General features: G+C 34.0%; 18 protein-coding genes and 1 tRNA gene. 10 read left to right on the plus strand and 9 right to left on the minus strand.

The genetic code is table 11. The features are described from left to right. Positions 1-23: 23 nt before the first annotated feature. From rpsB to rplM, 3 genes are all read right to left on the minus strand, one after another. Positions 24-1,046, minus strand: a complete 1,023-nt coding sequence (gene rpsB / locus BFJ87_RS06710) for a 30S ribosomal protein S2 (protein WP_077401752.1) — start codon at positions 1,044-1,046, stop codon at positions 24-26. A 256-nt stretch (positions 1,047-1,302) separates the two neighbouring features. Continuing rightward, positions 1,303-1,689 carry a 30S ribosomal protein S9 gene (rpsI, locus tag BFJ87_RS06715; RefSeq protein ID WP_077401755.1) on the minus strand — a complete coding sequence of 129 codons (387 nt, stop codon included), beginning with the start codon at positions 1,687-1,689 and terminating at the stop codon, positions 1,303-1,305. Next, complete coding sequence (gene rplM, locus BFJ87_RS06720) at positions 1,689-2,141, minus strand: 50S ribosomal protein L13 (protein ID WP_013621409.1); 453 nt, start codon at positions 2,139-2,141, stop codon at positions 1,689-1,691. Before rplM ends, rpsI begins: the two co-directional genes overlap by 1 nt. A gap of 241 nt (positions 2,142-2,382) precedes the next feature. Here rplM and BFJ87_RS06725 point away from each other — a divergent pair, with 241 nt between their 5' ends. Both BFJ87_RS06725 and BFJ87_RS06730 read left to right on the plus strand, forming a co-directional pair. Beyond that, positions 2,383-5,007: a DUF5916 domain-containing protein gene (locus BFJ87_RS06725; RefSeq protein WP_077401758.1), complete on the plus strand. Its 2,625-nt coding sequence runs from the start codon at positions 2,383-2,385 to the stop codon at positions 5,005-5,007. Positions 5,008-5,076: 69 nt separating this feature from the next. Next, positions 5,077-5,562 (plus strand): lipocalin family protein, encoded by a 486-nt coding sequence (locus BFJ87_RS06730; protein WP_077401760.1) that lies wholly within the window; start codon positions 5,077-5,079, stop codon positions 5,560-5,562. 76 nt (positions 5,563-5,638) lie between these two features. On the opposite strand, the gene polA is transcribed toward BFJ87_RS06730, so the two are convergent. Then, positions 5,639-8,479 carry a DNA polymerase I gene (gene polA, locus BFJ87_RS06735; protein WP_077401762.1) on the minus strand — a complete coding sequence of 947 codons (2,841 nt, stop codon included), beginning with the start codon at positions 8,477-8,479 and terminating at the stop codon, positions 5,639-5,641. A 29-nt stretch (positions 8,480-8,508) separates the two neighbouring features. After that, the gene (locus tag BFJ87_RS06740) at positions 8,509-9,519 is read right to left on the minus strand and encodes an isoaspartyl peptidase/L-asparaginase family protein (RefSeq protein WP_077401766.1); all 1,011 of its coding nucleotides are present in this window, start codon (positions 9,517-9,519) and stop codon (positions 8,509-8,511) included. A gap of 41 nt (positions 9,520-9,560) precedes the next feature. Between BFJ87_RS06740 and BFJ87_RS06745 the strand changes: the two genes are divergently transcribed. The 3 genes from BFJ87_RS06745 (at position 9,561) to BFJ87_RS06755 (ending at position 11,952) form a co-directional block, all read left to right on the plus strand. Beyond that, a complete protein-coding gene (locus BFJ87_RS06745) occupies positions 9,561-10,289 on the plus strand; it encodes a copper homeostasis protein CutC (protein ID WP_077401769.1) in 729 nt (242 codons plus the stop codon). A 48-nt stretch (positions 10,290-10,337) separates the two neighbouring features. Further along, positions 10,338-11,564 (plus strand): metallophosphoesterase, encoded by a 1,227-nt coding sequence (locus tag BFJ87_RS06750; RefSeq protein ID WP_077401771.1) that lies wholly within the window; start codon positions 10,338-10,340, stop codon positions 11,562-11,564. A 91-nt stretch (positions 11,565-11,655) separates the two neighbouring features. Further along, on the plus strand, positions 11,656-11,952 hold the full coding sequence (locus tag BFJ87_RS06755) for a thioredoxin family protein (protein ID WP_013621416.1): 297 nt from the start codon (positions 11,656-11,658) through the stop codon (positions 11,950-11,952). Between the two features lie 53 nt (positions 11,953-12,005). Here BFJ87_RS06755 and BFJ87_RS06760 read toward each other — a convergent pair whose 3' ends face one another. Then, a complete protein-coding gene (locus tag BFJ87_RS06760; RefSeq protein WP_077401774.1) occupies positions 12,006-15,359 on the minus strand; it encodes a glycosyltransferase family 117 protein in 3,354 nt (1,117 codons plus the stop codon). Positions 15,360-15,515: 156 nt separating this feature from the next. Here BFJ87_RS06760 and BFJ87_RS06765 point away from each other — a divergent pair. Then, positions 15,516-15,590: transfer RNA gene (locus BFJ87_RS06765), tRNA-Gln, on the plus strand. Between the two features lie 46 nt (positions 15,591-15,636). Here BFJ87_RS06765 and BFJ87_RS06770 read toward each other — a convergent pair. Beyond that, entirely contained in the window at positions 15,637-16,995 is a 1,359-nt protein-coding gene (locus BFJ87_RS06770; RefSeq protein ID WP_077401777.1) for a cation:proton antiporter domain-containing protein, read from the minus strand. A gap of 200 nt (positions 16,996-17,195) precedes the next feature. Here BFJ87_RS06770 and rimP point away from each other — a divergent pair, with 200 nt between their 5' ends. Genes rimP through infB form a run of 3 tightly spaced genes read left to right on the plus strand, consistent with a single transcriptional unit; the run spans position 17,196 to position 21,797 of the window. Next, on the plus strand, positions 17,196-17,660 hold the full coding sequence (gene rimP, locus BFJ87_RS06775) for a ribosome assembly cofactor RimP (RefSeq protein ID WP_077401780.1): 465 nt from the start codon (positions 17,196-17,198) through the stop codon (positions 17,658-17,660). Positions 17,661-17,673: 13 nt separating this feature from the next. Further along, entirely contained in the window at positions 17,674-18,906 is a 1,233-nt protein-coding gene (nusA, locus tag BFJ87_RS06780; RefSeq protein WP_077401783.1) for a transcription termination factor NusA, read from the plus strand. A gap of 41 nt (positions 18,907-18,947) precedes the next feature. Next, positions 18,948-21,797, plus strand: coding sequence for a translation initiation factor IF-2 (gene infB, locus BFJ87_RS06785; protein ID WP_077401785.1), 2,850 nt, complete (start codon positions 18,948-18,950; stop codon positions 21,795-21,797). Between the two features lie 72 nt (positions 21,798-21,869). Here the strand turns inward: infB and BFJ87_RS06790 are convergent, their stop codons facing one another. Beyond that, a complete protein-coding gene (locus BFJ87_RS06790) occupies positions 21,870-22,235 on the minus strand; it encodes an SPOR domain-containing protein (RefSeq protein ID WP_077401789.1) in 366 nt (121 codons plus the stop codon). A gap of 131 nt (positions 22,236-22,366) precedes the next feature. Further along, positions 22,367-22,738, minus strand: a complete 372-nt coding sequence (locus BFJ87_RS06795; RefSeq protein ID WP_077401792.1) for an SPOR domain-containing protein — start codon at positions 22,736-22,738, stop codon at positions 22,367-22,369. Between the two features lie 230 nt (positions 22,739-22,968). Here BFJ87_RS06795 and BFJ87_RS06800 point away from each other — a divergent pair, with 230 nt between their 5' ends. After that, positions 22,969-24,297, plus strand: a complete 1,329-nt coding sequence (locus BFJ87_RS06800) for a c-type cytochrome (RefSeq protein WP_077401795.1) — start codon at positions 22,969-22,971, stop codon at positions 24,295-24,297. Positions 24,298-24,303 lie beyond the last annotated feature (6 nt).

The raw sequence follows: 24,303 nt of genomic DNA on the forward strand, positions 1-24,303 counted from the left end.
TTATATAAAAGGTTGTGTTTAGATTATTCTATACCACCTTTAGTGTTGTCTTGCCAAACTTTTAACTCATCCCATTTGCCATCAGCAGCCATTTTAGCTTGTTTTGGCCAAGAACCAGGGTTTTTAGATGCAAAACTAGAACCAGCAGCAGTTAATATAGCGCTTAAATCTTCAACAGATTTAGCAGCTAAGTCTGCGTAAGTTTTAATGCCTTCGTTTTGGAAAATCTCAGCAATTTTAGGTCCAATTCCTTCAACTTTTGTTAAATCATCAGCAGCAGTTTTAGCTTCTGCTTTAGGAGCTGCTTTTGCTTTAGGAGTAGAATCTTTTCCTTCTTTTTCTGCTTGTTTATCAGACTTACGGTCTGCTAAACCTTCAATAATAGCCTCAGAAACGTGAGATAGTACGGCTTCAATAGATTTAGAAGCATCATCGTTAGATGGTATAATGTAGTCTATTGGTCTAGGATCAGAGTTTGTATCTACCATTGCAAAGATTGGAATATTTAATTTTAAAGCTTCCTTAACTGCAATGTGCTCTCTCATTGTATCTACAATAAACAAAGCTCCTGGTAAACGAGTCATATCAGAGATAGAACCTAAGTTTTTCTCTAATTTAGCTCTTAAACGATCTACCTGTAAACGTTCTTTTTTAGATAAAGTTAAAAACGTACCATCTTTTTTCATTCTATCAATAGAAGCCATTTTTTTAACAGCTTTACGAATAGTAACAAAGTTAGTTAACATACCACCTGGCCATCTTTCTGTGATGTAAGGCATATTTGCTTTTCCTGCTTTGTCTGCAACAATGTCTTTTGCTTGTTTTTTGGTAGCTACAAAAAGTATTTTTCTACCAGATGCTGCTATCTTTTTTAAAGCTTCGTTAGCTTCTTCAATTTTTGCAGCTGTTTTGTATAAGTTAATAACGTGTATTCCGTTACGCTCCATATAAATGTATGGTGCCATATTCGGGTTCCACTTTCTTGTAAGGTGACCAAAGTGTACACCTGCTTCTAATAAGTCTTTTACTTCAATTTTGTTTGCCATTTTTTTTGTAATAGTTTACGTTCCGTTTTACTTAGCAATGCTAAAGTAGTGCGTATGCAGTCTTTAACATTTAGATGCTAAACTAGTGTTTTCTGTATGGTAGCAGAAAACAACGACAACTTGTTTTAATTTATGCTTTAGAATTTTTTTCTAAAGACTTCTCAATGAACTTGTTTTTTGTTGGCAGAACCAACGGGTATAAAAATCAGAAAAATTCTGATGTAAAAAAACCGGAACAATGTTCCGGAATATATTCTTAACGCTTAGAGAATTGAAATTTCTTACGGGCTTTCTTCTGACCGAATTTCTTACGCTCTACCATTCTTGGATCTCTAGTTAAAAGACCTTCTGGCTTTAATATCAATCTGTTTTCTGCATCTACTTCGCACATTGCTCTAGAAAGAGCTAGTCTAATAGCTTCTGCCTGTCCAGTAATACCTCCTCCGTAAACATTTACTTTTACGTCAAAGTTTTCTTCATTGCTAGTTAAAGCAAATGGTTGTTTTACTTTGTACTGTAAAGTAGCAGTAGGGAAATATTCATTTAAATCTTTTTTGTTGATTGTAATGTTACCTTTTCCTTCAGAAACATATACACGTGCAACAGCAGTTTTACGTCTGCCTATTTTATGAATTACCTCCATTATAAATCCTTTAAGTTTATTGCTTTTGGTTTTTGTGCCTCTTGGTTGTGCTCAGGACCTACGTAAACTTTTAAATTACGAAAAAGTTCTGCTCCTAATCTGTTTTTAGGCAACATACCTTTTATTGATTTTTCCACTACACGTGCTGGGTTTTTCTCCAACATTTCAATAGCTGTCTGAGACCTTTGTCCACCAGGGTAACCTGTGTGTCTTATATAAGTCTTAGTTTGCCATTTGTTACCGCTAAGAGTAACTTTCTCTGCATTGATAACAATTACGTTATCCCCACAGTCCACATGTGGTGTAAAATTAGGTTTGTTCTTTCCTCTTAAGATTTTTGCAACCTTAGAAGCAAGACGACCCAACGTTTCTCCTTCAGCATCAACCAATAACCACTCCTTAGAAACGGTTGCTTTATTGGCTGAAATTGTCTTGTAGCTTAATGTATCCACACTAATATATTTTTATTATTTACTTAATCCCGATAAACGGGGTGCAAATGTACAATTATTTACTTGAAATACAAATGCTTATTTCCGTTTATTTTTATTGTTTTTTTAAAATGCTATTGTTTTCTTGATTTTTAAAGGTTTTATTTTTTCGATTTTAACAAAATTTAGCCTTTTTTACCTCCAAATATATAATAGGAGTGCTATTTTTACACCTTGTTTTAAAAAATAACCATTATAACCAATGTTAAAGTTTAGTCTAACAAGTGCTTTAGTATTTTTAACTACAGCTCTTTTTTCTCAAGAAAGTGCAAATATACAAGTTCCTAAGAGGGTGTACACTACAAATAGTGTAGAAAATAAAAAATCTCCCATTATTGATGGTTATTTAACAGATAGTGCATGGGATAATGTTGAGTGGCAAGGAGACTTTGTGGAGTGGAGACCGGATGAAAATACATCTCCTACCCAACCTACCAAATTTAAAATAGTATATGATGATAAGTTTCTTTATGTTGCTTTTAAATGTTATGATGCTGATTTAGATAAAATTGAAAAGCGTTTGTCTAGAAGAGATGGTTTTCAAGGAGATTGGGTAGAAATTAATATTGATAGTTATAATGATAAAAGAACAGCTTTTTCTTTTACTTTTACTGTTGCAGGTGTAAAGGGAGATGAATTTATATCTGAAAATGGTAGTAGCTGGGATAGTAGCTGGAATCCTATTTGGTATGGTAGCTCTAAGTTAGATGATGAAGGTTGGACAGCAGAACTGAAAATACCGTTTAGTCAACTCAAATTTGGTGATGCTAAAGAGCAGATTTGGGGTTTACAAGTTAAACGTAGAATTTTTAGAGCCGAGGAAAGATCTATTTGGCAGCGTATTCCTTTAGAGTCATCTGGTTATGTAAGTGAATTTGGTGTGTTACGCGGTTTGTTTGATATTAAGCCTCAAAAACAATTAGAAATTCAACCTTTTGTAGTTAATCAATATGATAGTTATCCAAAAGAAGTGGGCAATCCTTATAGGGATGGATCTGATTATAAGCTTAATGGAGGGTTAGATGCCAAAATTGGGATTACAAACGATTTGACCTTGGACTTAACTGTTAATCCAGATTTTGGTCAGGTTGAAGCTGATCCTGGCGCTATAGCTTTAGATGGTTTTCAGATATTTTTTAGGGAACAACGTCCATTTTTTATAGAAAATAAAAACATTTTTGATTATGAATTTGGTAGTGGTCAAGATAATTTATTTTACAGCAGACGTATTGGGAGAAACCCTCACGGAAGACCTTCCTTGGGAGATGGTGAGTATGCAGATGTGCCTAAAAATACAACAATTCTTGGGGCGGCTAAATTCTCTGGTAAAACTAAAAGTGGTTGGTCTTTAGGACTTTTAGAGAGTGTTACGGGTAAGATGTTTGCAGAAATAGATGCTAACGGAGAAAAAAGAGATGAACTTGTAGAGCCGCTTACTAATTATTTAGTTGCTAGAGCTCAAAAAGATTTTAATAATAGGAATTCTTATGTTGGTGCAATTTTTACATCAACAAATAGAAGATTAGAAGATAATTTAAACTTTTTACGTAAATCTGCTGTTTCTGCTGGTGTAGATTTTAAGCACAATTGGAAAAATAGAGAATATTATGTAGAGGGTAACTTTGTTGCAAGTTCTGTTCGTGGTTCTAAAGAGGCTATTACTAATACTCAAAAATCTATTACGCATTTGTTTAATAGGGTAGATGCTAATCATGTTGGGTTAGATACGTCTAGAACATCTTTGTCTGGTACCGGTGGTAAGTTAGAATTTGGTAAAGCTGGTGGTGGTAATTGGCGTTATGAGGGTGGTGTACTTTGGTATTCTCCAGAATTGGAATTAAATGATATTGGTTTTTTGCGTCAGGCAGATAAAATTACTCAGTTTGCAGAGGTGCAACGTTTATTTTTAAAGCCTACAGATTTTTACCGAAATATACGTTTGCAGTTAGGGCAATATTCTACTTTTGATTTTGATGGAAACTATAATATAATGTCATACCAGTTTAATGGTAATATAAGTTATAAAAATAATTGGTGGACAGAGGTAGAGGCAACATATAACCCTGTTTTTTATAGTAATGCTCATTTGCGTAGCGGACCACGTTGGCGCTATGCAAAAGAAGGTGGTTTAGCATTATTTGCAGGATCAGATAATAGAAAAAAGTTTTATGCTACTTTGGGTTTTGTGGGAAATAGAGGGGCAGAAAATACATTTGCCTATAATAGATATGTATTTAGGTTTACATATCAGCCAATAGATGCTTTTAGTTTGTCAATGGATAACGAGTTTTCTACAGAAAAAAGTAAAACACAGTACGTTACACAACGTTCAACTAACACTGTAACAAGGTATATTTTAGGTGAAATAGATCAGAATACATTTAGTAGTTCTATACGTTTAAATTATAATTTAAACCCTAACTTAAGTCTTCAATATTATGGCCAGCCTTTTATTTCTAGAGGGACTTATTCCAATTTTAACTATGTAGATAATCCTATTGCAGGTACAATTGATGATAGGATTACGCTATATAATCCTGACCAAATAACACTAGAAAATGGTGCATATATTATTGATGAGGATTTAGATGCTACTACAGATTATGAGTTTAGAGATCCAGATTTTTCATTTGTGCAGTTTAGATCTAATTTAGTATTGCGTTGGGAATACATTCCTGGTTCAGAAATTTTTCTTGTATGGTCTCAAGGTTTAACGGGTAATGCAAGCCCAGATGATTCTCTTGGTAGAAGTTTAAATAGGCAAATTTTAGATCGTAAGAAAGATAATACTATTTTGCTTAAGGCTACTTATAGGTTTATATTATAAGGTAAAATTAGTGTTATTATACTATATTAAAGTATTTTGCGTTTTTTAAATAAAAAAATCAACTAAAAAATGATGAAAAAAAGCATATTACTAATAGCGTCTATTTGTTTTTTTAATTTTTCTTGTTCTACCGATAGTGAAAAAGAACTATTTTCTGAAAATAGCTTAGTGGGTACTTGGGTAATTTCTGATGTCACTAGGGAAGAGTCTTCAAATGTGAGCTTTCCCCAAGAGATTGCAAAAAACCTGATAGATAAAGGATGTAAAATAATTACATATACTTTTAATGCAGACGATACGTTTGTGGGTAAGGATAAGTTAAATTATTTTGAAGTTGAATCTAATGGATCTGGTATAGAAGTAGATTGTCCGGATGAAACGGATACTTTAGTTGGTACTTGGGATTTAAATGGAGACCAGTTAACTATTACGGACCCTACAGGAGGGGAGACTGTTATTAAGGTTGACTTAAACGGTAATACATTAATTATTGCAGGTGAAGATATAGATGCTGATAATTATGAAGATTTAGATGTTGTTTTTACAAAAAATTAAAATCTTTAGAAGTGAAAACATTAAAAAAGGGACATTAGAAAAATCTAGTGTCCCTTTTTTTTAATCTTATTATTTTTTAATGTGCCTCTAGCCAATTATCTCCTGTTCCTATCTCTACGTCTAAAGGAACTGCAAGTGTGTATGCATCTTCCATTTCTGTTTTAATAAGTGCTCTTACTTCTTCTAGTTCTGTTTTATGTGCGTCAAAAACAAGTTCATCATGTACTTGTAAAAGCATTTTTGTTTTAAAATTGCCTTCAGTAAGTTTTTTGTGAATGTTTATCATTGCAATTTTTATAATATCTGCAGCGCTACCTTGTATTGGAGCGTTAACGGCATTACGTTCTGCTGCGCTACGTACTACGGCATTTCTAGAATTAATATCTTTTAAATACCTACGTCTTCCTAAAACTGTTTGCACGTAACCGTTGTCTCTTGCAAAATCTACCAACTCACCCATATATTTTTTAAGTTTAGGGTAGGTTTCATAATAAGCATCTATAAGCTCTTTAGATTCTCCTCTGCTTAAATCTGTTTGGTTGCTTAGTCCAAAAGCAGAAACACCGTAAATAATTCCAAAGTTTACTGTCTTTGCGTTGCTACGTTGCTCTCTTGTAACTTGGTCTAAAGGAACGTTAAATACTTTTGAAGCTGTAGAAGCATGAATGTCTTCTCCGTTTTTAAAAGCTTCTATCATTGTTGTTTCTTCACTTAAAGCTGCAATAATACGCAGTTCTATTTGTGAGTAATCTGCAGCAAGTAGTGTGTAGTTTTCATCTCTAGGAACAAACGCTTTACGTACTTGCCTCCCGCGTTCTGTACGTATAGGTATATTTTGTAAGTTGGGGTTGTTGCTGCTTAGTCTTCCTGTTGCTGCAACTGTTTGCATATAGTCTGTATGTACACGCCCAGTACTTTCTTCTACTTGGTCTGGTAATGCGTCAATGTATGTGCTTTTAAGCTTAGCAAGTCCTCTGTATTCTAAAATGTTTTTAATTACCTCGTGGTCTTGTGCAAGGTATGATAGTACATCTTCTGCGGTGGAATACTGACCTGTTTTTGTTTTTTTAGGTTTGTCTACAAGTTTTAGTTTCCCAAAAAGTATTTCTCCTAATTGTTTTGGTGATGCAATGTTGAACTCTTCCCCAGCGGCTTCATAAATACTAGTTTCTAGATTTTTAATATCTGTATTTAGTTCCTCGGATAATGAGTTTAAAAAATTAACATCTAGGTTTATTCCTTCTAGCTCCATATCGGCTAAAACGCTTAGTAGCGGAATTTCTATGTTGTTAAATAAGTCTTCCGTTTTAGCGTCTTTAAGTTCTGGTCTAAAGTGACTTGCTAATTGGTAAGTAATATCTGCATCTTCTACTGCGTATTCTGTCTGTTTTTCTACAGGTACCTGTCGCATAGATAATTGGTTTTTACCTTTTTTGCCAATTAATTCTGTAATAGAAATAGGTGTGTAGTTTAAGTATGTTTCAGCTAATACATCCATATTATGTCTCATATCAGGATTTATTAGGTAATGAGCCAGCATAGTGTCAAAATATGCTCCTTTAATAATAAGGTTGTATTTGCGTAATACTTTTATATCGTATTTTAAATTCTGACCTATTTTTTCAATGTTCTCATCTTCAAAAAACGGACGTAATTGCTCTATTAATTCTTGGGCTTGGGCTTGGTCTTCTGGGAAAGGGATGTAAAAACCTTTACTTGCTTCCCATGAAAAAGCAATTCCTACTAATTCTGCTGTTAGCGGATTTAATCCTGTTGTTTCTGTGTCAAAACAAACAGATGTTTGTTTCATTAAACCTTGTAAAAACAATTTCATAGCCATTCCTGGAGCAACACTTTGGTATATGTGCGGAATGTCTTTACTTGTTTTTCTGCTGGACAACTCTTGTTGTACTTGTGTTGCAGATGCGCTGTTCCCACCTCCAAATAAAGAAAATTGGCCTGCTCCTGCGGTACTTGTTTTTGTGTTTTTCTTAGAAGGTTTGTCGGTGTTGTCTTCAGATTTGGTTGTTGTTTCTGTAGCAAAAGTTTTTATAAGATTGTCTGCTAGTCTTCTAAATTCTAGTTCTTCAAAAATTTCAGTAACTTTTGGTAAATCTGGTTGGTCTAGTTCATATTCTTTCTCGTTAAAATCTACAGGGACATCTAACATTATACGAGCTAATTTTTTAGATAGTAAGCCAAGTTCCTTATTTGCTTCTATCTTTTCTTTCATTTTTCCTTTTAGCTCATGGGTATTGTCTAGTAAGTTTTCCATACTGCCATAGGCTGCTAAAAACTTTTTGGCTGTTTTTTCACCAACACCCGGTAATCCTGGTATGTTGTCTACAGAGTCTCCCATCATCCCCAAGTAGTCTATAACTTGTTCAGGTCTTTCAATTTCAAACTTTTTTAGTACTTCGGGTATTCCCCAAGTTTCATATCCGCCACCAAACATTGGTCTATACATAAAAATGTTTTCCGAGACTAGCTGTGCAAAGTCTTTGTCTGGCGTAACCATAAAAACTTTGTAGTTTTCTTTCTCTGCTTTTTTGGCAAGTGTTCCAATAATATCATCTGCTTCATACCCTTCTTTTACAACAACAGGTATGTGCATTGCTTTTAAAATATCTTCTATATAAGGAATGGCAAGTTTTATGGCTTCTGGTGTGGCATCTCGGTTGGCTTTGTAGGCTTCAAACATTTCTACACGGTCTACACTGCCCCCGCGGTCAAAACATACAGCTAAATGGTCTGGTCTTTCTCTTTTAATAACATCTAGTAAGGAGTTGGTAAAACCTAATATTGCTGATGTGTCTAATCCTTTAGAGTTAATTCTTGGGTTTTTTATAAACGCATAATATCCTCTAAAAATAAGTGCATATGCATCTAGTAAAAAAAGTCTTTTTTGATCTGCCATTTTATAATCTTAATTAAGTGTCAAAACTACTAATTGTTGTTTTGTATTTCGTCTTTCTTGTAAAAAGAATTTACTTGTTCATTAGTATTGCTATCTTTTGTTGCTTTGCGATATGTAAAACCTGGATGTACACAGTAACCACCTGTTTCTCCTTTTTTGTTCATAGCTAAAAAGCCAATCTGAAAATCTTCACGGTTTTTATTTTTAGCCATTATTCTTTTTACACCTTCTTCGCAAGCTTCTTGTGGTGATTTTCCTTGTCGCATTAATTCTACTATTAAAAAACTACCTACTGTTTTTATAACCTCTTCACCTACACCAGTGGCGGTTGCTCCACCAACTTCATTATCTACAAACAAACCTGCTCCAATTATTGGGGAGTCGCCAACACGTCCAGCAACTTTGTATGCCATACCGCTAGTGGTACAAGCGCCAGAGATGTCGCCATTTTTATCCATAGCTAGCATACCAATAGTATCGTGGTTTTCTATGTTAATTATGGTTTTGTATTTAGAGGTTTTTCTCCATTCTAGCCAATCTTGTTTGGATTTTTCGGTAAGTAAGTTTTCTTTTTTAAATCCTTGTTCGTAAGCAAATTGCTCAGCTCCCTTGCCTGCTAAAACTATGTGCGGTGTTTTTTCCATAACCTTGCGTGCTACAGATACTGGGTGTACAATGTTTTGTAAATAAATTACAGATCCGCAGTTGCCATCTTTGTCCATAATGCAAGCGTCTAATGTAACGTTCCCGTCACGGTCTGGTCTTCCTCCTAAGCCTACTGTATTATTGTTTGCGTCTGCTTCTTCAACCATTACTCCTTGTTCTACAGCATCTAAAGAGTTCCCACCTTTAGAAAGTATTTCCCAGGCCTTGTTGTTTGCGTTTTTAAAATTCCATGTGCAAATAACAATAGGTTTTATGGTTTTATCTTCATTAGTTGGCTTTTTTATTTTTTTGTTCTCACCAGATGCAAATAGTGGAGCGGATAAAAAAACAGCTGTACTTAAAGATGAATTTTTTAAAAACTTTCTTCGTTTCATTATAGTAGGTTAACTAATTTTAGGCTTTAAATATAATGAATATGATTTTAGAAGTGTGCGCAAATTCATTGGAATCTGCTATAAACGCAGAAAAAGCAGGTGCTACAAGAATAGAGTTGTGTGCAGAACTTGGTGTTGGTGGGGTAACACCTTCTTATGGTTTATTAAAACAGGTGTTAAAAGCAGTAAATATTCCTGTACATGTGCTAATTAGACCAAGAAGTGGGGATTTTACGTATTCTAAATCTGAGTTTGAGGTTATGAAGCAAGATATTGCTTTGTGTGTAGAACTTGGTTGTGCAGGTATAGTAACAGGAGTTTTGTGTTCTAATTTTACAGTTGATATAGAGAGAACAAAACTGTTAATTGATGCGTCAAATAATTTGCAATTTACTTTTCATAGAGCTTTTGATTGGGTTGTTAATCCTGAGTTGGATTTTTTAAACTTGCAGGAAATTGGAGTTAATTATTTGTTGTCTTCTGGGCAAAAAACTTCTGCAGTATTCGGTATTTCATTACTCTCTAAATTAAATAAAATAGCATCTAGTTGTGTGGTAATGCCCGGGGGCGGCTTAAGAGTAGATAATGTTGTGAATTTTAAAAATGAAGGGTTTAAAGCATTACATATGTCTGGTGTAGCTCTGGTAAAAACTTTAAATTCAGATGTACCTTTATCTATGATTTCTAATTCTTTTTTAGAGGAAAATAAAATTGCGGTATCTAGTGTAGAGACCATACAGCAGGTTGTAGCTTTGTTAAATAAGTCTTAAAAAGGTGTTTCTCTTTAACAAACAAATACCTTTGCAAAAAAATAAATTATGCTTCGTTGGATTATTTTTGCATTTATTTACTCTGTTTTAGGGTTTTATGCCTTTCAGGCACTAAAAACAGCAACTAAAATTAATTGGTTACATTATTTGTATGTAGCTGTTACTGTTTTAGTTGTGGTCAATTTTATTTATCAATTTAGTATTGGTAATGAAGGTAGAGTAATTAGTGTGCCTATGAGTTATGCTTTTGGTTTTTTATTAAGTGTAATGGCATTTAATTTGGTGCTTATTGTATTTCTTTTTTCCGAGGATATTATTCGTTTTATTGCGGGGCTTTACACAAAGTTTTTTGGTGATTCTAAAGAATTTGTAATGCCTAGTAGAAGACGTTTTTTGAGTTTAATAGGTTTAGGTTTGGCATCATTACCATTTGGGGCTTTGCTTTATGGTATGGCAAAGGGTAAGTATAACTTTAAAGTATTAAAATATGAATTAGCTTTTGATGATTTGCCTGATGCTTTTAACGGGTATCAAATTACTCAAATATCAGATATACACAGTGGTAGTTTTGATGATGAAGAAAAAATTAAGTATGCTATTAACTTAATTAATGAGCAAAAAAGTGATGTTTTGTTGTTTACTGGCGATATGGTAAATAATACAGCAGATGAAATGGAGCCTTGGAAAGATATTTTTTCTAAACTTACAGCTAAAGATGGTAAGTATTCTGTATTGGGTAATCATGATTATGGTGATTATGTTAGCTGGGATTCTGATGAGCTAAAAGAAGCTAATTTAAATAAGTTGAAAGAGATACAGAAAGAGATTGGCTTTGATTTACTTTTAAATGATAGCAGATTTCTGCAAAAAGGTAGTGATAAAATAGCATTAGTTGGAGTAGAAAACTGGGGTGTTGGTGGATTTAAAAAAGCGGGAGATTTAAAAAAGGCTACTGCAAACGTAAGTAAGGATGATTTTAAAATATTGATGAGTCATGATCCTTCTCATTGGGAGCATGAGGTTATTAATGATGATTACCATTATCACTTAACCTTAAGTGGACATACACACGGTATGCAATTTGGAATTGAAATTCCAGGATGGATAAAATGGAGTCCTATTAAATGGAGGTACCGCTATTGGGCTGGTATTTACAAAGAAATGGGACAGTATATAAATGTTAATCGTGGTTTTGGCTTTTTAGGTTATCCTGGTAGGGTAGGTATATGGCCAGAAATTACGGTAATTACACTTAAAAAGAAAGAGTTGGCTTAGTTTTAAAACTGTAAAAGTGGTAAAAATATCGGTTAAACTTTATAATTTAACAATTTTTCTTACTTTTGATTAACAACCCAAATATTTATTTATGTCTAAATTTGGAGAACTAATAGATTTACAAGTACCGGTATTGCTAGATTTCTATGCAGAATGGAATGAGCAATCATCACAAATGCACCCTGTTTTAAGGGATGTGGCTGCGGCTTTAGGTGATAAAGGTAAAATTATTAAAATTGATGTAGATAAAAATAAAGAGCTTGCGCAAGCTTTGCGCGTAAAAGGCTTGCCTACATTAATGATCTACAAAAATGGCGAAATGGTTTGGCGCCAAAGCGGAGAGCAAGATGCAAATACACTTATTGCATTGCTTAAAGAATACCTATAAAAAATAGTGATAGTATTATATTATACTGTAAACTAACACAAGTTGTTCTTGTGTTAGTTTATGCTATCTTGTAGTACAGTAGCGCTTGTGTCTACTGTACTAGAGTCTGGCAAATCAGGATCTGACATTGGTAGTTCTTCAGGAGTGTCATCCTCTAAAAGTCTTCTGGATCTGTTAAAATGAGAAAATTTATTTAAAAACTCTGTGGCAATTAATTCTTCTTGCTCGGCTAACTTGGTCTCATTATTAGATTTAAGTATATCTACAAGTCTAAAATAGCTTTCAAGATCTCCTAATATATCATTTTCTCTAATGTATTGTTGACTTAGATCTAGTGTGTTGTAATAACTTAAGTTTTCTTGGTATTTGGTTTTTAGTTGAGCAAACAAATCTTTTGCTTTTTGGGTTTCACCAACTTTAAAATAACCGTCTACAAAAGGCTCTACAAAGGCGTAGTATCCAAAATAGTCTACAGGCATATTAGTAACAGCAATGTCTATAATATCTTTTGCCTTTTCTATTTTCTTTTCTTCTATAAGTTGTTCTGCAAGTCTTGCAAGGTTGCCTCTAAAGCTAATAGATTGTGACCTTGTTTGCGGGTCGTGGTAAATATCTGAACTGCCAGAGTTGCCCCATTTCCACTTTTTAACTATACTGTACATTAAATCACTATCTATGCGCCCCATATCGTATGGACTAGCGTTTCTAGTTTTAATAGGTACTAATTTGTATGCTAAGCCATCTAGCTGTAAGTATTCTTTCATCCAAATATACTCGCCACTGTCAAAGCTACCTCCAGAGAAATATATTGGTCGCTTCCAGTCATTGTTAGCTAATAAATCTAGCATTAGCAAACGATTTTTGCTTAATGATCCTGGTAAGTCAATATCTATATAATCTACAATTAAATCTGCGTCTTCTGGTTTTACTAACCCGCTTTCTAAAACATTTTTCTTGTTCACAGGAACACGTATTTTGTTTGTAGGGTAGTAAATTAGGTCTAATATGTTATCTGGATATTGACTAAGGTCTGCCCCTTGTCTTTGGTAAAGGTATCTTAGTTTGTTTTGTGGTTTGTCACTAGCAACCCAGTTCATGAAATCTTTAATATCTAGCCTTTTGTCTTTAAATTGTTCTAAAGGGTTTCCGTATACAACATCTCTAGAGCCAAATCTATACTTTTCATGTGTCAATTGTGATGGTATAGGGTCGCTTGTGTAAGCTTTCTTTTTCATTTGGTCTATGTACCAATCTGTAGCAAATAAACTAGTGTTAATAATACGTACGTCTGTGCGGTAGCCTTCAATTTCTTGTAGGTACCAAAGCGGAAAAGTATCATTGTCTCCAATGGTGAATAAAATTGCTCCGGCATCTTCTTGTGTGGAGTCTAAATAAGATCTGGCAGTACTGTTAGCGGTAAATCTGTTAGATCTATCATGGTCATCCCAATTTTGAAAAGCCATAAGTGTAGGTACGGCAAGTAGACAAATAACAGTAATTACTGGAGCTATAATTTTTGCAGAGGTAATTTTTTTTAGTTCGTCATACAAACCAGCAACTCCTATGCCAATCCAAAGAGCAAAAACATAAAAAGAACCTACTAATGAGTAGTCTCTTTCTCTTGGTTGAAAAATAGTTGGATTGGTGTAAAACTGTATGGCTAAGCCAGTAAATAAAAAGAATACCAATAATGCCCAAAATTGTTTAGGGTCTTTTTTAATCTGAAAGAGAATACCTATAATACCTAGTATAAGAGGTAAAAAGTAATATACATTTCTTCCTTTGTTATTAGCAACGTCACTTGGTAGGTTATCTTGGCTTCCAACCAGTTGATTGTCTATAAAATTTATTCCGCTAATCCAGTTGCCATGGTTGTTGTATCTTCCTTGTATATCATCTTGTTTACCTACAAAATTCCACATAAAATAGCGCCAATACATATAGCCAAACTGAAAATCCATCATATATTTAATGTTGTCCCAAATGCTTGGTGGTATAACATCTATATAGCCTTCACTGTTGGCTTCTCTTAAAAAGCCAATGTACTGTTCTGTTCCTATTTCACCTCTGGCATGACCTTCTTTAAGTTGGTTAGATATGTTTCTTAAATCTTGATTGCTTAAGTATTTTGGTTTAATTTTAAAATCTAAAGCACCATAATACTTCATATAGTTTTCTGCATTTTCTCTAGACCACATTCTAGGTAAAAAACCTGTGTGGTTTTTGTCTGCACCTTGGTCAGCGTCTTTATAATTGTTTACAATTATGTACTTTCCTAGTTTTAGATCTTTTTCGTATTTTGGTTTACCATCTTTAGGTTCTCCTCCAGAAGAAAAAGCATCAGAATAATATGCGCCATATATTGGGCTATCTACACCAGGGTACTGCTCTCTGTTGTAGTATGCTAGTAATGATCTTGCGTCAGATGGATCATTTTCATTAATAACTACGTTAGCGTTTGCTCTAATTGGTAACATTAACCAAGTAGAAAAACCTAAAAACAGAAACATTAAACATAGTACAATTGTGTTGGCAGTTTTAAAATTATTTTTTCTGGTGTAGTTTAATCCAAAAGCAAAAGCGCATATAAAAAGTATACCCATAATTATGGATCCAGAATTAAAAGGTAATCCTATGCTATTAATAAAAAAGACTTCACTCCATCCAAATAGTTTTAAAACGTATGTTAATGAAAATTTATATACTAGCATTAAAACTGCAATTACAGCTACGTTTGCAATTAAAAAGTTTTTAACTGTTGTTTCTTTGTATTTTTTAAAGTAGAATAACAGCCCAACTGTAGGTATTGCTAAAAAGCCCATAAATTGTATACCAAATGTAAGTCCTACAACAAAGGATATCATAATTATCCATCTGTTACCTCTAGGTTGGTCTAATTCATCAACCCACTTTAATCCAAGCCATAAAAGTAAAGCCATAATAAAACTTGCCATAGCATATACTTCTGTTTCAACAGCATTAAACCAAAAACTGTCAGAAAAAGCAAAGGCTAAAGAACCAACAAGTCCGCTGCCTAAAATAGCTATAGCCTTACTATTGGTTAAAACACTGTTTGCTTCTTTTAAAATAAGTTTTTTGGATAAGTTGGTAATAGACCAAAACATAAACAAAATTGTAAAGGCACTAGATGCTCCTGAAACAAAATTTACCATACTTGCAATTTGTGTTTTATCTGTGGCAAACATTGCAAAAAAAGCGCCTATCATTTGTAGTAATGGTGCTCCAGGTGGGTGGCCAACTTGTAATTTGGCAGAAGTGGCTATGTATTCACCAGCATCCCAAAAACTACTTGTAGGCTCTACAGTTATTAAGTAAGTAATAAATGCAATTAAAAAAGCAACCCAGCCAAGGATAGTATCCCATTTTTTAAAATTGTTAGAGAACATATAGTTTTTTTGTTTATGAATTAAGGCGAATTTAGTAATAAATTGAGATATGAGAGATAAAATTTTATAAAGGTTTAACAAAGTTTAAAAATTTTTTTAAAAAATGTTTTGTGTAAACGAAAGTTTATTATAAATTTGCACCCTCAAAACAAACATTGGCCCATGGTGTAATTGGCAACACTCCGGTTTTTGGTACCGTCATTCAAGGTTCGAGTCCTTGTGGGCCAACCAATGTTAAGTAAAGCCCGATATCAATATGGTATCGGGCTTTTTGTTTTTAATGGTTTATGTGCTCGTTGTCTTCTGTGTTATCTGTATTATTTTCTTCAAGGTTCTCTAAAGCGGTACTACTGCTTTCGTATTCTTCATTGTTTTCATCCGCATTTTCGTCATGAAGTTTGTCTAGTTCGTCTATGTCGTCATCTATTTCATCCAAGATAGTGTTCATTTTGCGTTTGTCTTTAATCATAGCAGCTGTCATAATTAAACTTGTGCCAATAATTACAAAAAGTAAAATGCCAGAATCAAAAGTTTCTATTTGTGCTTCTTGTGGTATCGCGTAAAAAAGTAATACTGTTATTAATCCTCTTGGGGCAATAAATAACTGTGGAAAAATATCGCCACCAACAAAAACACGTAATACAACAAATCTAATGATATATATAGATGCAATTATTAAAATGCTTGTAATTGCTACGTTTATGCTAAACAAGGATGATATAACTATGGTTATACCAAAAATTACAAAGAAAAATGTACGTACTACAAAAGCGGTCTCTAATGTTATAATGTGTAGTTCATGATAAATTTGTTCTGCACGCTCTTTGTTTAGGTATTTAGATAAAAACCCACCAAAAAATAAATTCATATTAGCAATTATTAATCCAAATATTAAAATAATTATTAACGAGGATAAATGAAATTTTTTACCTAGGGCATATAATAGCAAGAGTACAGCAATTAATAAAAACTGTTTTGCTTGTGATTTTATTTGTTGGAAAACCAATATAATGGCGTAGCTAGCAACAATAGATATTGCAATTGTTAGTCCAATGTTTCCGGCAAAACTTGCAGCTCCATTTCCTGCGTCTTCTGTTGGGTTAAGGTTTCCTGTTAAAAAGTAAAACATCATAATACCCATAATGTCAGAAAATGTGCTTTCGTAAATATGGAATTCTTTTTTGTTTTCGGGAAGGCCACTTACACTAGGGATAATAATGGCGCTAGATAAAATAGATAAGGGTGTTGCATATAACCATGCAGATTGCATAGTCATGCCTTCTATAAATTGATGTAAAATTAAAGCTGCAACATAGGCGGATGCTATTAAGCCTATAAGGGCAATTGCCATAGATTTTAAAATAGGTACTAGTTTTTCTCGCTTTAATTTTAGTTCAAGTGCGGCTTCTAAAACAATCATTATTAGACCAACAATGCCAAGTAGTTCTAGGGACGGAAAAAAGTTAATGTTGTCTTCTCCTATAAATTCTAAAACATATTTTAGTATAACCCCCAGTACAATGAGCATTAAAACGGAGGGGATGTTGGTTTTTTTAGAAATACCGTTAAAGAGAAAAGAAATAATAATTATTACTGAAGCGGCTATAATTAGATTGTATGAAGATAATATTTCCATTTTTGGATGTTAGTTTGTGTTTAGTTTTTAAAAATATACATAATTACCTAAACTACAGTTAGGATCACTTTAATTTGTGAAAATTATTATGTATCTTTGCATCGCTGAAAGAATATAATGTATTCATGAGGGGACTTATTAGTCCCCTCTTTTATTAACTATACTTTTTTTGGTTTAATAAAATTTCTGTAAAAAGAGTTATGTTTAAAGAGCAAGTTACATCTTTGTTAGAAGGGGCTTTAAAAGAAAACCCATCGTTATTCTTAATAGATTTTACAATAACACCAGACTTTAAAATTAATATAGTTTTAGATGGGGATAACGGTGTTACACTTAAGGATTGTGTGGCGGTGAGTAGAGCTATAGATCACAACTTAGATAGAGAAGAACAAGATTTTTCTGTAGAGGTTGCTTCGGCAGGAGCATCTTCTCCTTTAGTTTTGCCAAGGCAATACAAAAAAAATATTGGTAGAAAATTAGAGGTAAAAACAATAGAAGGTCGTAATTTTGAAGGAGAATTAACTGCTGCTACGGAAGAAACTATTACATTGGAGTGGAAAGCGAGAGAGCAAAAGCCCATTGGTAAAGGAAAAGTGACCGTTCAGAAAAAAGAAGAAATTTTATTTTCTGATATTAAGGAGGCAAAAGTTATATTAAAATTTTAATAAATAAATCAATATGGAAAATATTGCGCTAATAGAATCTTTCTCAGAATTTAAGGATGATAAATTCATAGATAGGGTAACGTTAATGGCAATTTTGGAAGAAGTATTTCGTAATGCTTTGAAAAAGAAATTTGGTTCTGATGATAACTTTGATATCATTATAAATCCAGATAAAGGGGATTTAGAAATATGGAGAAACCGTATTGTTGTTGAAGATGGAGAAGTAGAAGAACCTAATGAGGAGATTTCATTAACAGATGCGCGCAAGATTGAACCAGATTTTGAAGTAGGAGAAGATGTATCTGAAGAGGTTAAGCTTATAGATTTAGGTAGACGTGCAATTTTAGCTTTGCGTCAAAATTTGATTGCTAAAATTCACGAGCATGATAATACTACAATTTATAAGCAATTTAAGGATTTAGAAGGAGAAATATATACAGCAGAGGTTCATCATATTAGGCACAGAGCTGTAATTTTAGTAGATGATGAAGGTAATGAAATAGTGATGCCTAAGGATAGACAGATACCTTCAGATTTCTTTAGAAAGGGTGATAATGTCCGTGGTATTATAGAGAGTGTAGAGTTAAAAGGTAATAAGCCTTCTATCATTATGTCTAGAACATCACCTAAATTTTTAGAACAATTGTTTTTTCAAGAGATACCAGAGGTTTTTGATGGTTTAATTACTATTAAAAAAGCTGTTCGTATCCCGGGAGAAAAAGCAAAAGTAGCTGTAGATTCTTATGATGATCGTATAGATCCTGTAGGTGCTTGTGTGGGTGTTAAGGGGTCTAGGATACATGGTATTGTTAGAGAATTAGGTAATGAGAATATTGATGTTGTTAACTGGACAAGCAATCCGCAGTTGCTTGTAACAAGAGCATTAAGTCCTGCAAAGATATCATCTGTTAAATTAAACGAAGAGAAGAAAACGGCTCAAGTTTACTTAAAACCAGACGAGGTTTCAAGAGCAATTGGTAGGGGTGGTCATAATATTAGATTGGCAGGACAATTAACTGGTTATGAAATTGATGTATTCCGTGAAGGAGTAGAAGAGGATGTTGAGTTAACAGAGTTCTCTGATGAAATTGATAACTGGATTATAGAAGAATTTAAGAAGATTGGTTTAGATACGGCAAGAAGCGTATTGGAGCAAGATTCTGAAGATTTAGCAAAGCGTACAGATTTAGAAGTTGAAACTATTTTAGAAGTTGTACGCATACTTAAAGAAGAATTAGAAGATTAAGCTATATATTAGCAAAAATTTAAGAATACGAATACTTGTTTATGGCAGAGAATGCAACAATAAGGCTCAATAAGGTCCTCAGGGAATTAAATATTTCTTTAGATAGGGCTATAGACCACCTTTCGTCCAAAGGACATGAGGTGGAGGCAAGGCCTACTACTAAGATTTCCAATGAGGTATACCAAGTTCTTTTGGATGAGTTCCAAACAGACATGAGTAAGAAAGTTGCTTCTAAGGAAGTTGGCGAGGAAAAACGTAAAGAAAAAGAAGCGCTTAGATTGCAATTGGAACAAGAGCAAGAAGAAAAGCGTTTGGCAAGAGAAAAAAGAGCAGCTGCGCAAGAAGTTGTTAGAGCAAAGGCAGAATTGTCTGGGCCAAAGACTGTTGGTAAAATAGATCTTGATTCCGGTAAAAATAAGCCAGCTCCTGCAGAAGAAAAACCAGCTCCAAAAGAAGAAAAACCTGTTGAGGTAGAAAAGCCTAAGGTAAAAGAAGAGTCTAAGCCGGTTGAAAAGCCAGTTGTTAAGGAGTCTTCTACGGTTAAAACAGGTAAGGTAGAGTTGCCTGGTCCTAAAACTGTTGGTAAAATAGATTTAGATGCTGGAAAAAAGAAGCCAGTGGCTAAAAAACCAGTTCCTGTTAAAAAAGAGGAACCTAAACCAAAGGTAGAGGCAGAGAAAAAGCCAGAGGAGGCAAAGGAGACGGAAGCTAAGGAAAATACTGTGATAACTACTCAGTATCAGAAGCTATCTGGTCCTAAGCTTACAGGTGCAAAAATTGACTTATCTAAGTTTAATAAGCCTAAAAAGAAAGAAGCTCCTAAAAACACAGGTGCTGCTGGGGCGGATAAGAAAAAGCGTCGTAAAAGAATTGTTAGTAATAATAAGCCTGGTGGTAATAATAGACCTGGTGGTCAAGGTGGCAATAGAGGTAAAGGTGGTCAAGGAAAAGGGAGGTTTAATGCTCCTGTTGTAAAGGTTGAGCCTACTGAAGAAGAAGTGCAAAAGCAGGTTAGAGAAACTTTGGAGAAACTTCAAGGGAAATCTAAAAAAGGTAAAGGTGCTAAGTACAGAAGAGATAAAAGAGATCAACACCGTCAGCAGACAGAGAAAGATTTAGAGAAACAGGAAGCAGAAAGTAAAATCCTTAAGGTAACAGAGTTTGTTACTGTTGGTGAGGTTGCAACTATGATGGAGGTTTCTAGTACACAAATCATTTCTGCATGTATGTCTTTAGGGATTATGGTAACAATGAATCAGCGTTTAGATGCTGAGACATTGTCTATAGTAGCTGAGGAATTTGGTTATGAGGTTGAGTTTATTGCTGCTGAGATTGAAGAGTCTATTGTAGAAGAAGAAGATGCGCCAGAAGATTTAAAAGAAAGAGCTCCTATTGTTACTGTAATGGGACACGTAGATCATGGTAAAACATCTTTACTAGATTACATACGTAAAGAAAATGTAATTGCTGGTGAAAGTGGTGGTATTACGCAACACATTGGTGCATATGGTGTGCAGTTAGATAATGGACAAAAAATTGCGTTCTTAGATACTCCGGGTCACGAGGCCTTTACGGCTATGCGTGCACGTGGTGCTCAGGTAACGGATATTGCAATTATAGTTATTGCGGCAGATGATGATATTATGCCACAAACAAAAGAAGCAATTAGTCATGCTCAAGCTGCAGGTGTTCCTATTGTTTTTGCTATAAATAAGATTGATAGGCCAACGGCTAACCCAGATAAAATTAAAGAAGGTCTAGCGCAAATGAATTTATTAGTTGAAGATTGGGGAGGTAAAATACAATCTCAAGATATCTCGGCTAAAAAAGGAACGGGTGTTAAAGAGCTTTTAGAAAAAGTATTGTTAGAGGCAGAGTTGTTAGAGTTAAAAGCTAACCCTAAAAAACTTGCATCTGGTACTGTTGTTGAGGCTTTCTTGGATAAAGGTAGGGGTTACGTTTCTACAATTTTAGTGCAGGCAGGTACGCTTAAGATAGGAGATTATGTTTTAGCGGGTACTTGTAGTGGTAAAATTAAGGCAATGCAAGATGAACGAGGTAATAATGTTCAGAAAGTAGGTCCTTCAACACCAATATCTATTTTAGGTTTAGATGGTGCACCGCAAGCAGGTGATAAGTTTAATGTTTTAGAAGATGAACGTGAGGCTAAGCAAATTGCTTCTAAGCGTTCTCAATTACAAAGAGAGCAATCTGTACGTACTCAACGTCATATTACACTAGATGAAATTGGTAGACGTATTGCTCTAGGAGACTTTAAGGAGCTTAATATTATACTTAAAGGTGATGTTGATGGTTCTGTTGAGGCGTTAACGGATTCTTTCCAGAAGCTATCTACAGAGGAGATACAAGTAAATATTATACATAAAGCGGTTGGTCCTATTACAGAGTCTGATGTGTTGTTAGCTTCGGCTTCTGATGCAATTATTATCGGATTTAATGTTAGGCCAATGGGTAATGCAAGAGCAATTGCAGAAAAAGAAGAAATAGATATTAGAATGTATTCTATTATTTATGCAGCAATTAATGATCTTAAGGATGCTATGGAGGGTATGCTTTCTCCAGAGATGAAAGAAGAGATTCTTGGTACTGCAGAGATACGTGAAACCTTTAAAATATCTAAGGTTGGTACAATTGCTGGTTGTATGGTGTTAACTGGTAAATTGGTTAGGAATGCAGGTATACGTTTAATACGTGATGGTGTGGTAATATACACAGGTGAGCTTGCTTCTTTAAAACGATTTAAGGACGATGCTAAAGAGGTTGCTAAAGGGTATGATTGTGGTCTTCAGGTTAAGAACTACAATGATATTAAGGAAGGTGATATAGTTGAAGCTTTCCAAGAGGTAGCAGTTAAAAAGAAATTGAAATAATAATTTCTAAATTATAAAACAAAAGAGCGACTCAGAAAAGAGTCGCTCTTTTGTTTTGTGTTAATCTAGTATTTAATCCTTTTGATTAGATATTAATATTGCTGCTGGATATTTTGTTTTAACTGTCTTTAGTTTCTGTTGAGCTTCACTTATGTTATTGAAGTTGCCAAGTGTAATGCTGTGTATGTTTTGGTTGCTAGTTAGCTTAGTGCTTATTCCTGGGAAATTCCTTTTTGCTTCAGATTTTATTTTATTGGCTTCGGCTATGGTTGTGCTTTGGTGTATTTGTATGGCGAAGGGAGGAGCTAGTAATGTGTTTTGGTTAATTGTTGTTGTTTTGTTATCTCCTTTGTTTAATATTTCGGTTTCTTGAGCAAAAGATAAGCTGCAACAAAATGTTATTAAAAATAGACTGATGTAGATTTTTGTTTTTTTCATTTGTATTGGGTTTTGTTCCTTATAAAATTAGCGTTTTATTTTATGATGTGAAAATTTGTCTAAATGTGTGATGTAAAAAAAAGAGCAACTTATTTACAAGTTGCTCTTTTTTAGGGTGTAATTTTATTTGTTTATTCTTCTTTTTGGTCTGCAATTAATAAGGCGTTTGGATATTCTTTTTTAACTTCTATTAATTTTTGTTGAGCCTCAAACTTGGTGTTGAATTTTCCAATAGTTACTTTGTAATATTCGTTAATAAAATCTAAAGTTGAAGGCCAATCTGGGAATTCTTTTGCTGCTTTTTCTTTGGCATTTTGTGCGCCTTGTGATGCTTTGCTAGAGTGTATTTGTATGGTGTAATATCTAGATGTTTTGTTGCTTTCCTTGTAAAGGTTTAAAAGCTTTTCTAGTCCTTCGTCTTGCTTTAGTGTTACTTGTCCTTCTTGGGCAAGACAAAAAGCGCTAAAACCTAAGCATAGTAAACTAGTATAGAATGTTTTCATTAGTAGTGTAAGTTAATATTAATAAGCGTATACAAATGTAAAATATTATAAATCAAACATAAGGCATAATTATTATTTAGAACAATTATAAATTATAAATTATCAATCCCTTAACATTTCCAAATTTAAGTCTATGTCGTATTTTTGCCTTCAATTTAAGAAGCGATATAGGGCGTGTGCCTGTTATATAGTAATTATCGTGCCAGGATTTCGATAGAAATATTTTAAATATGAAAAAGGTTTTATACCGTAATCAACTTTCTAAATTTTTGGGTGTCAATCTGATAGCTGCAATGCTATTTTCAGTATCCCTATTTTCTCAATCAGAAAATGCTGATCCTGCAAAGGGGAAACAGATCTTTAATCAGAATTGTGCATCATGTCACGCTCTTGATAGAAAAGGAACTGGTCCTGCTTTAAGGAATGTGGAGTCTCGTTTAGAGGAAGAAGGTTTGGATCGTGAGTGGATTTATGCGTGGGTTAAAAATAGTTCAGGTGTTATTAAGTCTGGGGACTCTTATGCGAATAAGATTTTTGCAGAGTATAATAATACTGCAATGACTGCTTTTCCTACATTAAGTAATGGGGATATTGATAATATCTTGGCTTATACTGCTGCAGTAGAAGAGAAGCCTGCTGCTAGTGCTGCTGTTCCTGCTTCAGGTGATGTGTCAGGTGGTTCCTCTAGTGGGGTTTCTAATGAGGTAATATTGGGGGCTTTGGCTTTAGTGTTTGCTTTGTTGGTTGCAATGTTGTTTATGGTTAATAAAACCTTACGTAATATTGCTAAAGCTAATGGTATTGATGTAGAGCGCGAAAAGGCTGAAAAAAGAATTCCAATTTGGAAGGCTTTTGTTCAGAATCAATTTTTGGTGTTGGTTTCTGTCATATTTTTATTGCTTACAAGTGCTTATTTTGTCTATGGTTACTTTATGCAAGTTGGTGTAGATCAGGGTTATGAGCCTGTTCAGCCAATACATTTTTCTCATAAAGTGCATGCGGGTGATAATAAGGTTGATTGTAAGTATTGTCATTCTTCAGCTAGGGTTTCTAAAACTTCTGGTATTCCGTCACTAAATGTTTGTATGAATTGCCATAAGTCAATTTATGAGTATAAGGGCAATCCAGAAGGTCCTTCTCAGTCTGATATTGAAAATGGTTATACAAATGAATTCTATACAAAAGAGATAAAGAAACTTTATGCTGCTGTAGGGTGGGATGAGGAAAATCAAAAATATACTGGTGAGTCTAAGCCTGTAGAGTGGGTTAGGATACATAATTTACCAGATTTTGTTTACTTTAATCACTCGCAACACGTTAGTGTTGCAGGTGTAGAGTGTCAAACTTGTCACGGTCCTATAGAGGAAATGGAAATTGTAAGTCAACATGCTCCTTTAACTATGGGTTGGTGTATTAATTGCCACAGAGAAACAAATGTGAAAATGGAAGGTAATGCTTATTATGATAAAATTCATGAAGAGCTTTCTAAGAAATATGGTGTAGAGAAGCTTACGGCTGCTATGCAAGGTGGTTTAGAATGTGGTAAGTGTCACTATTAATTGATT

Source organism: Cellulophaga omnivescoria (genome assembly GCF_001999725.1).
Taxonomy (GTDB): domain Bacteria; phylum Bacteroidota; class Bacteroidia; order Flavobacteriales; family Flavobacteriaceae; genus Cellulophaga; species Cellulophaga omnivescoria.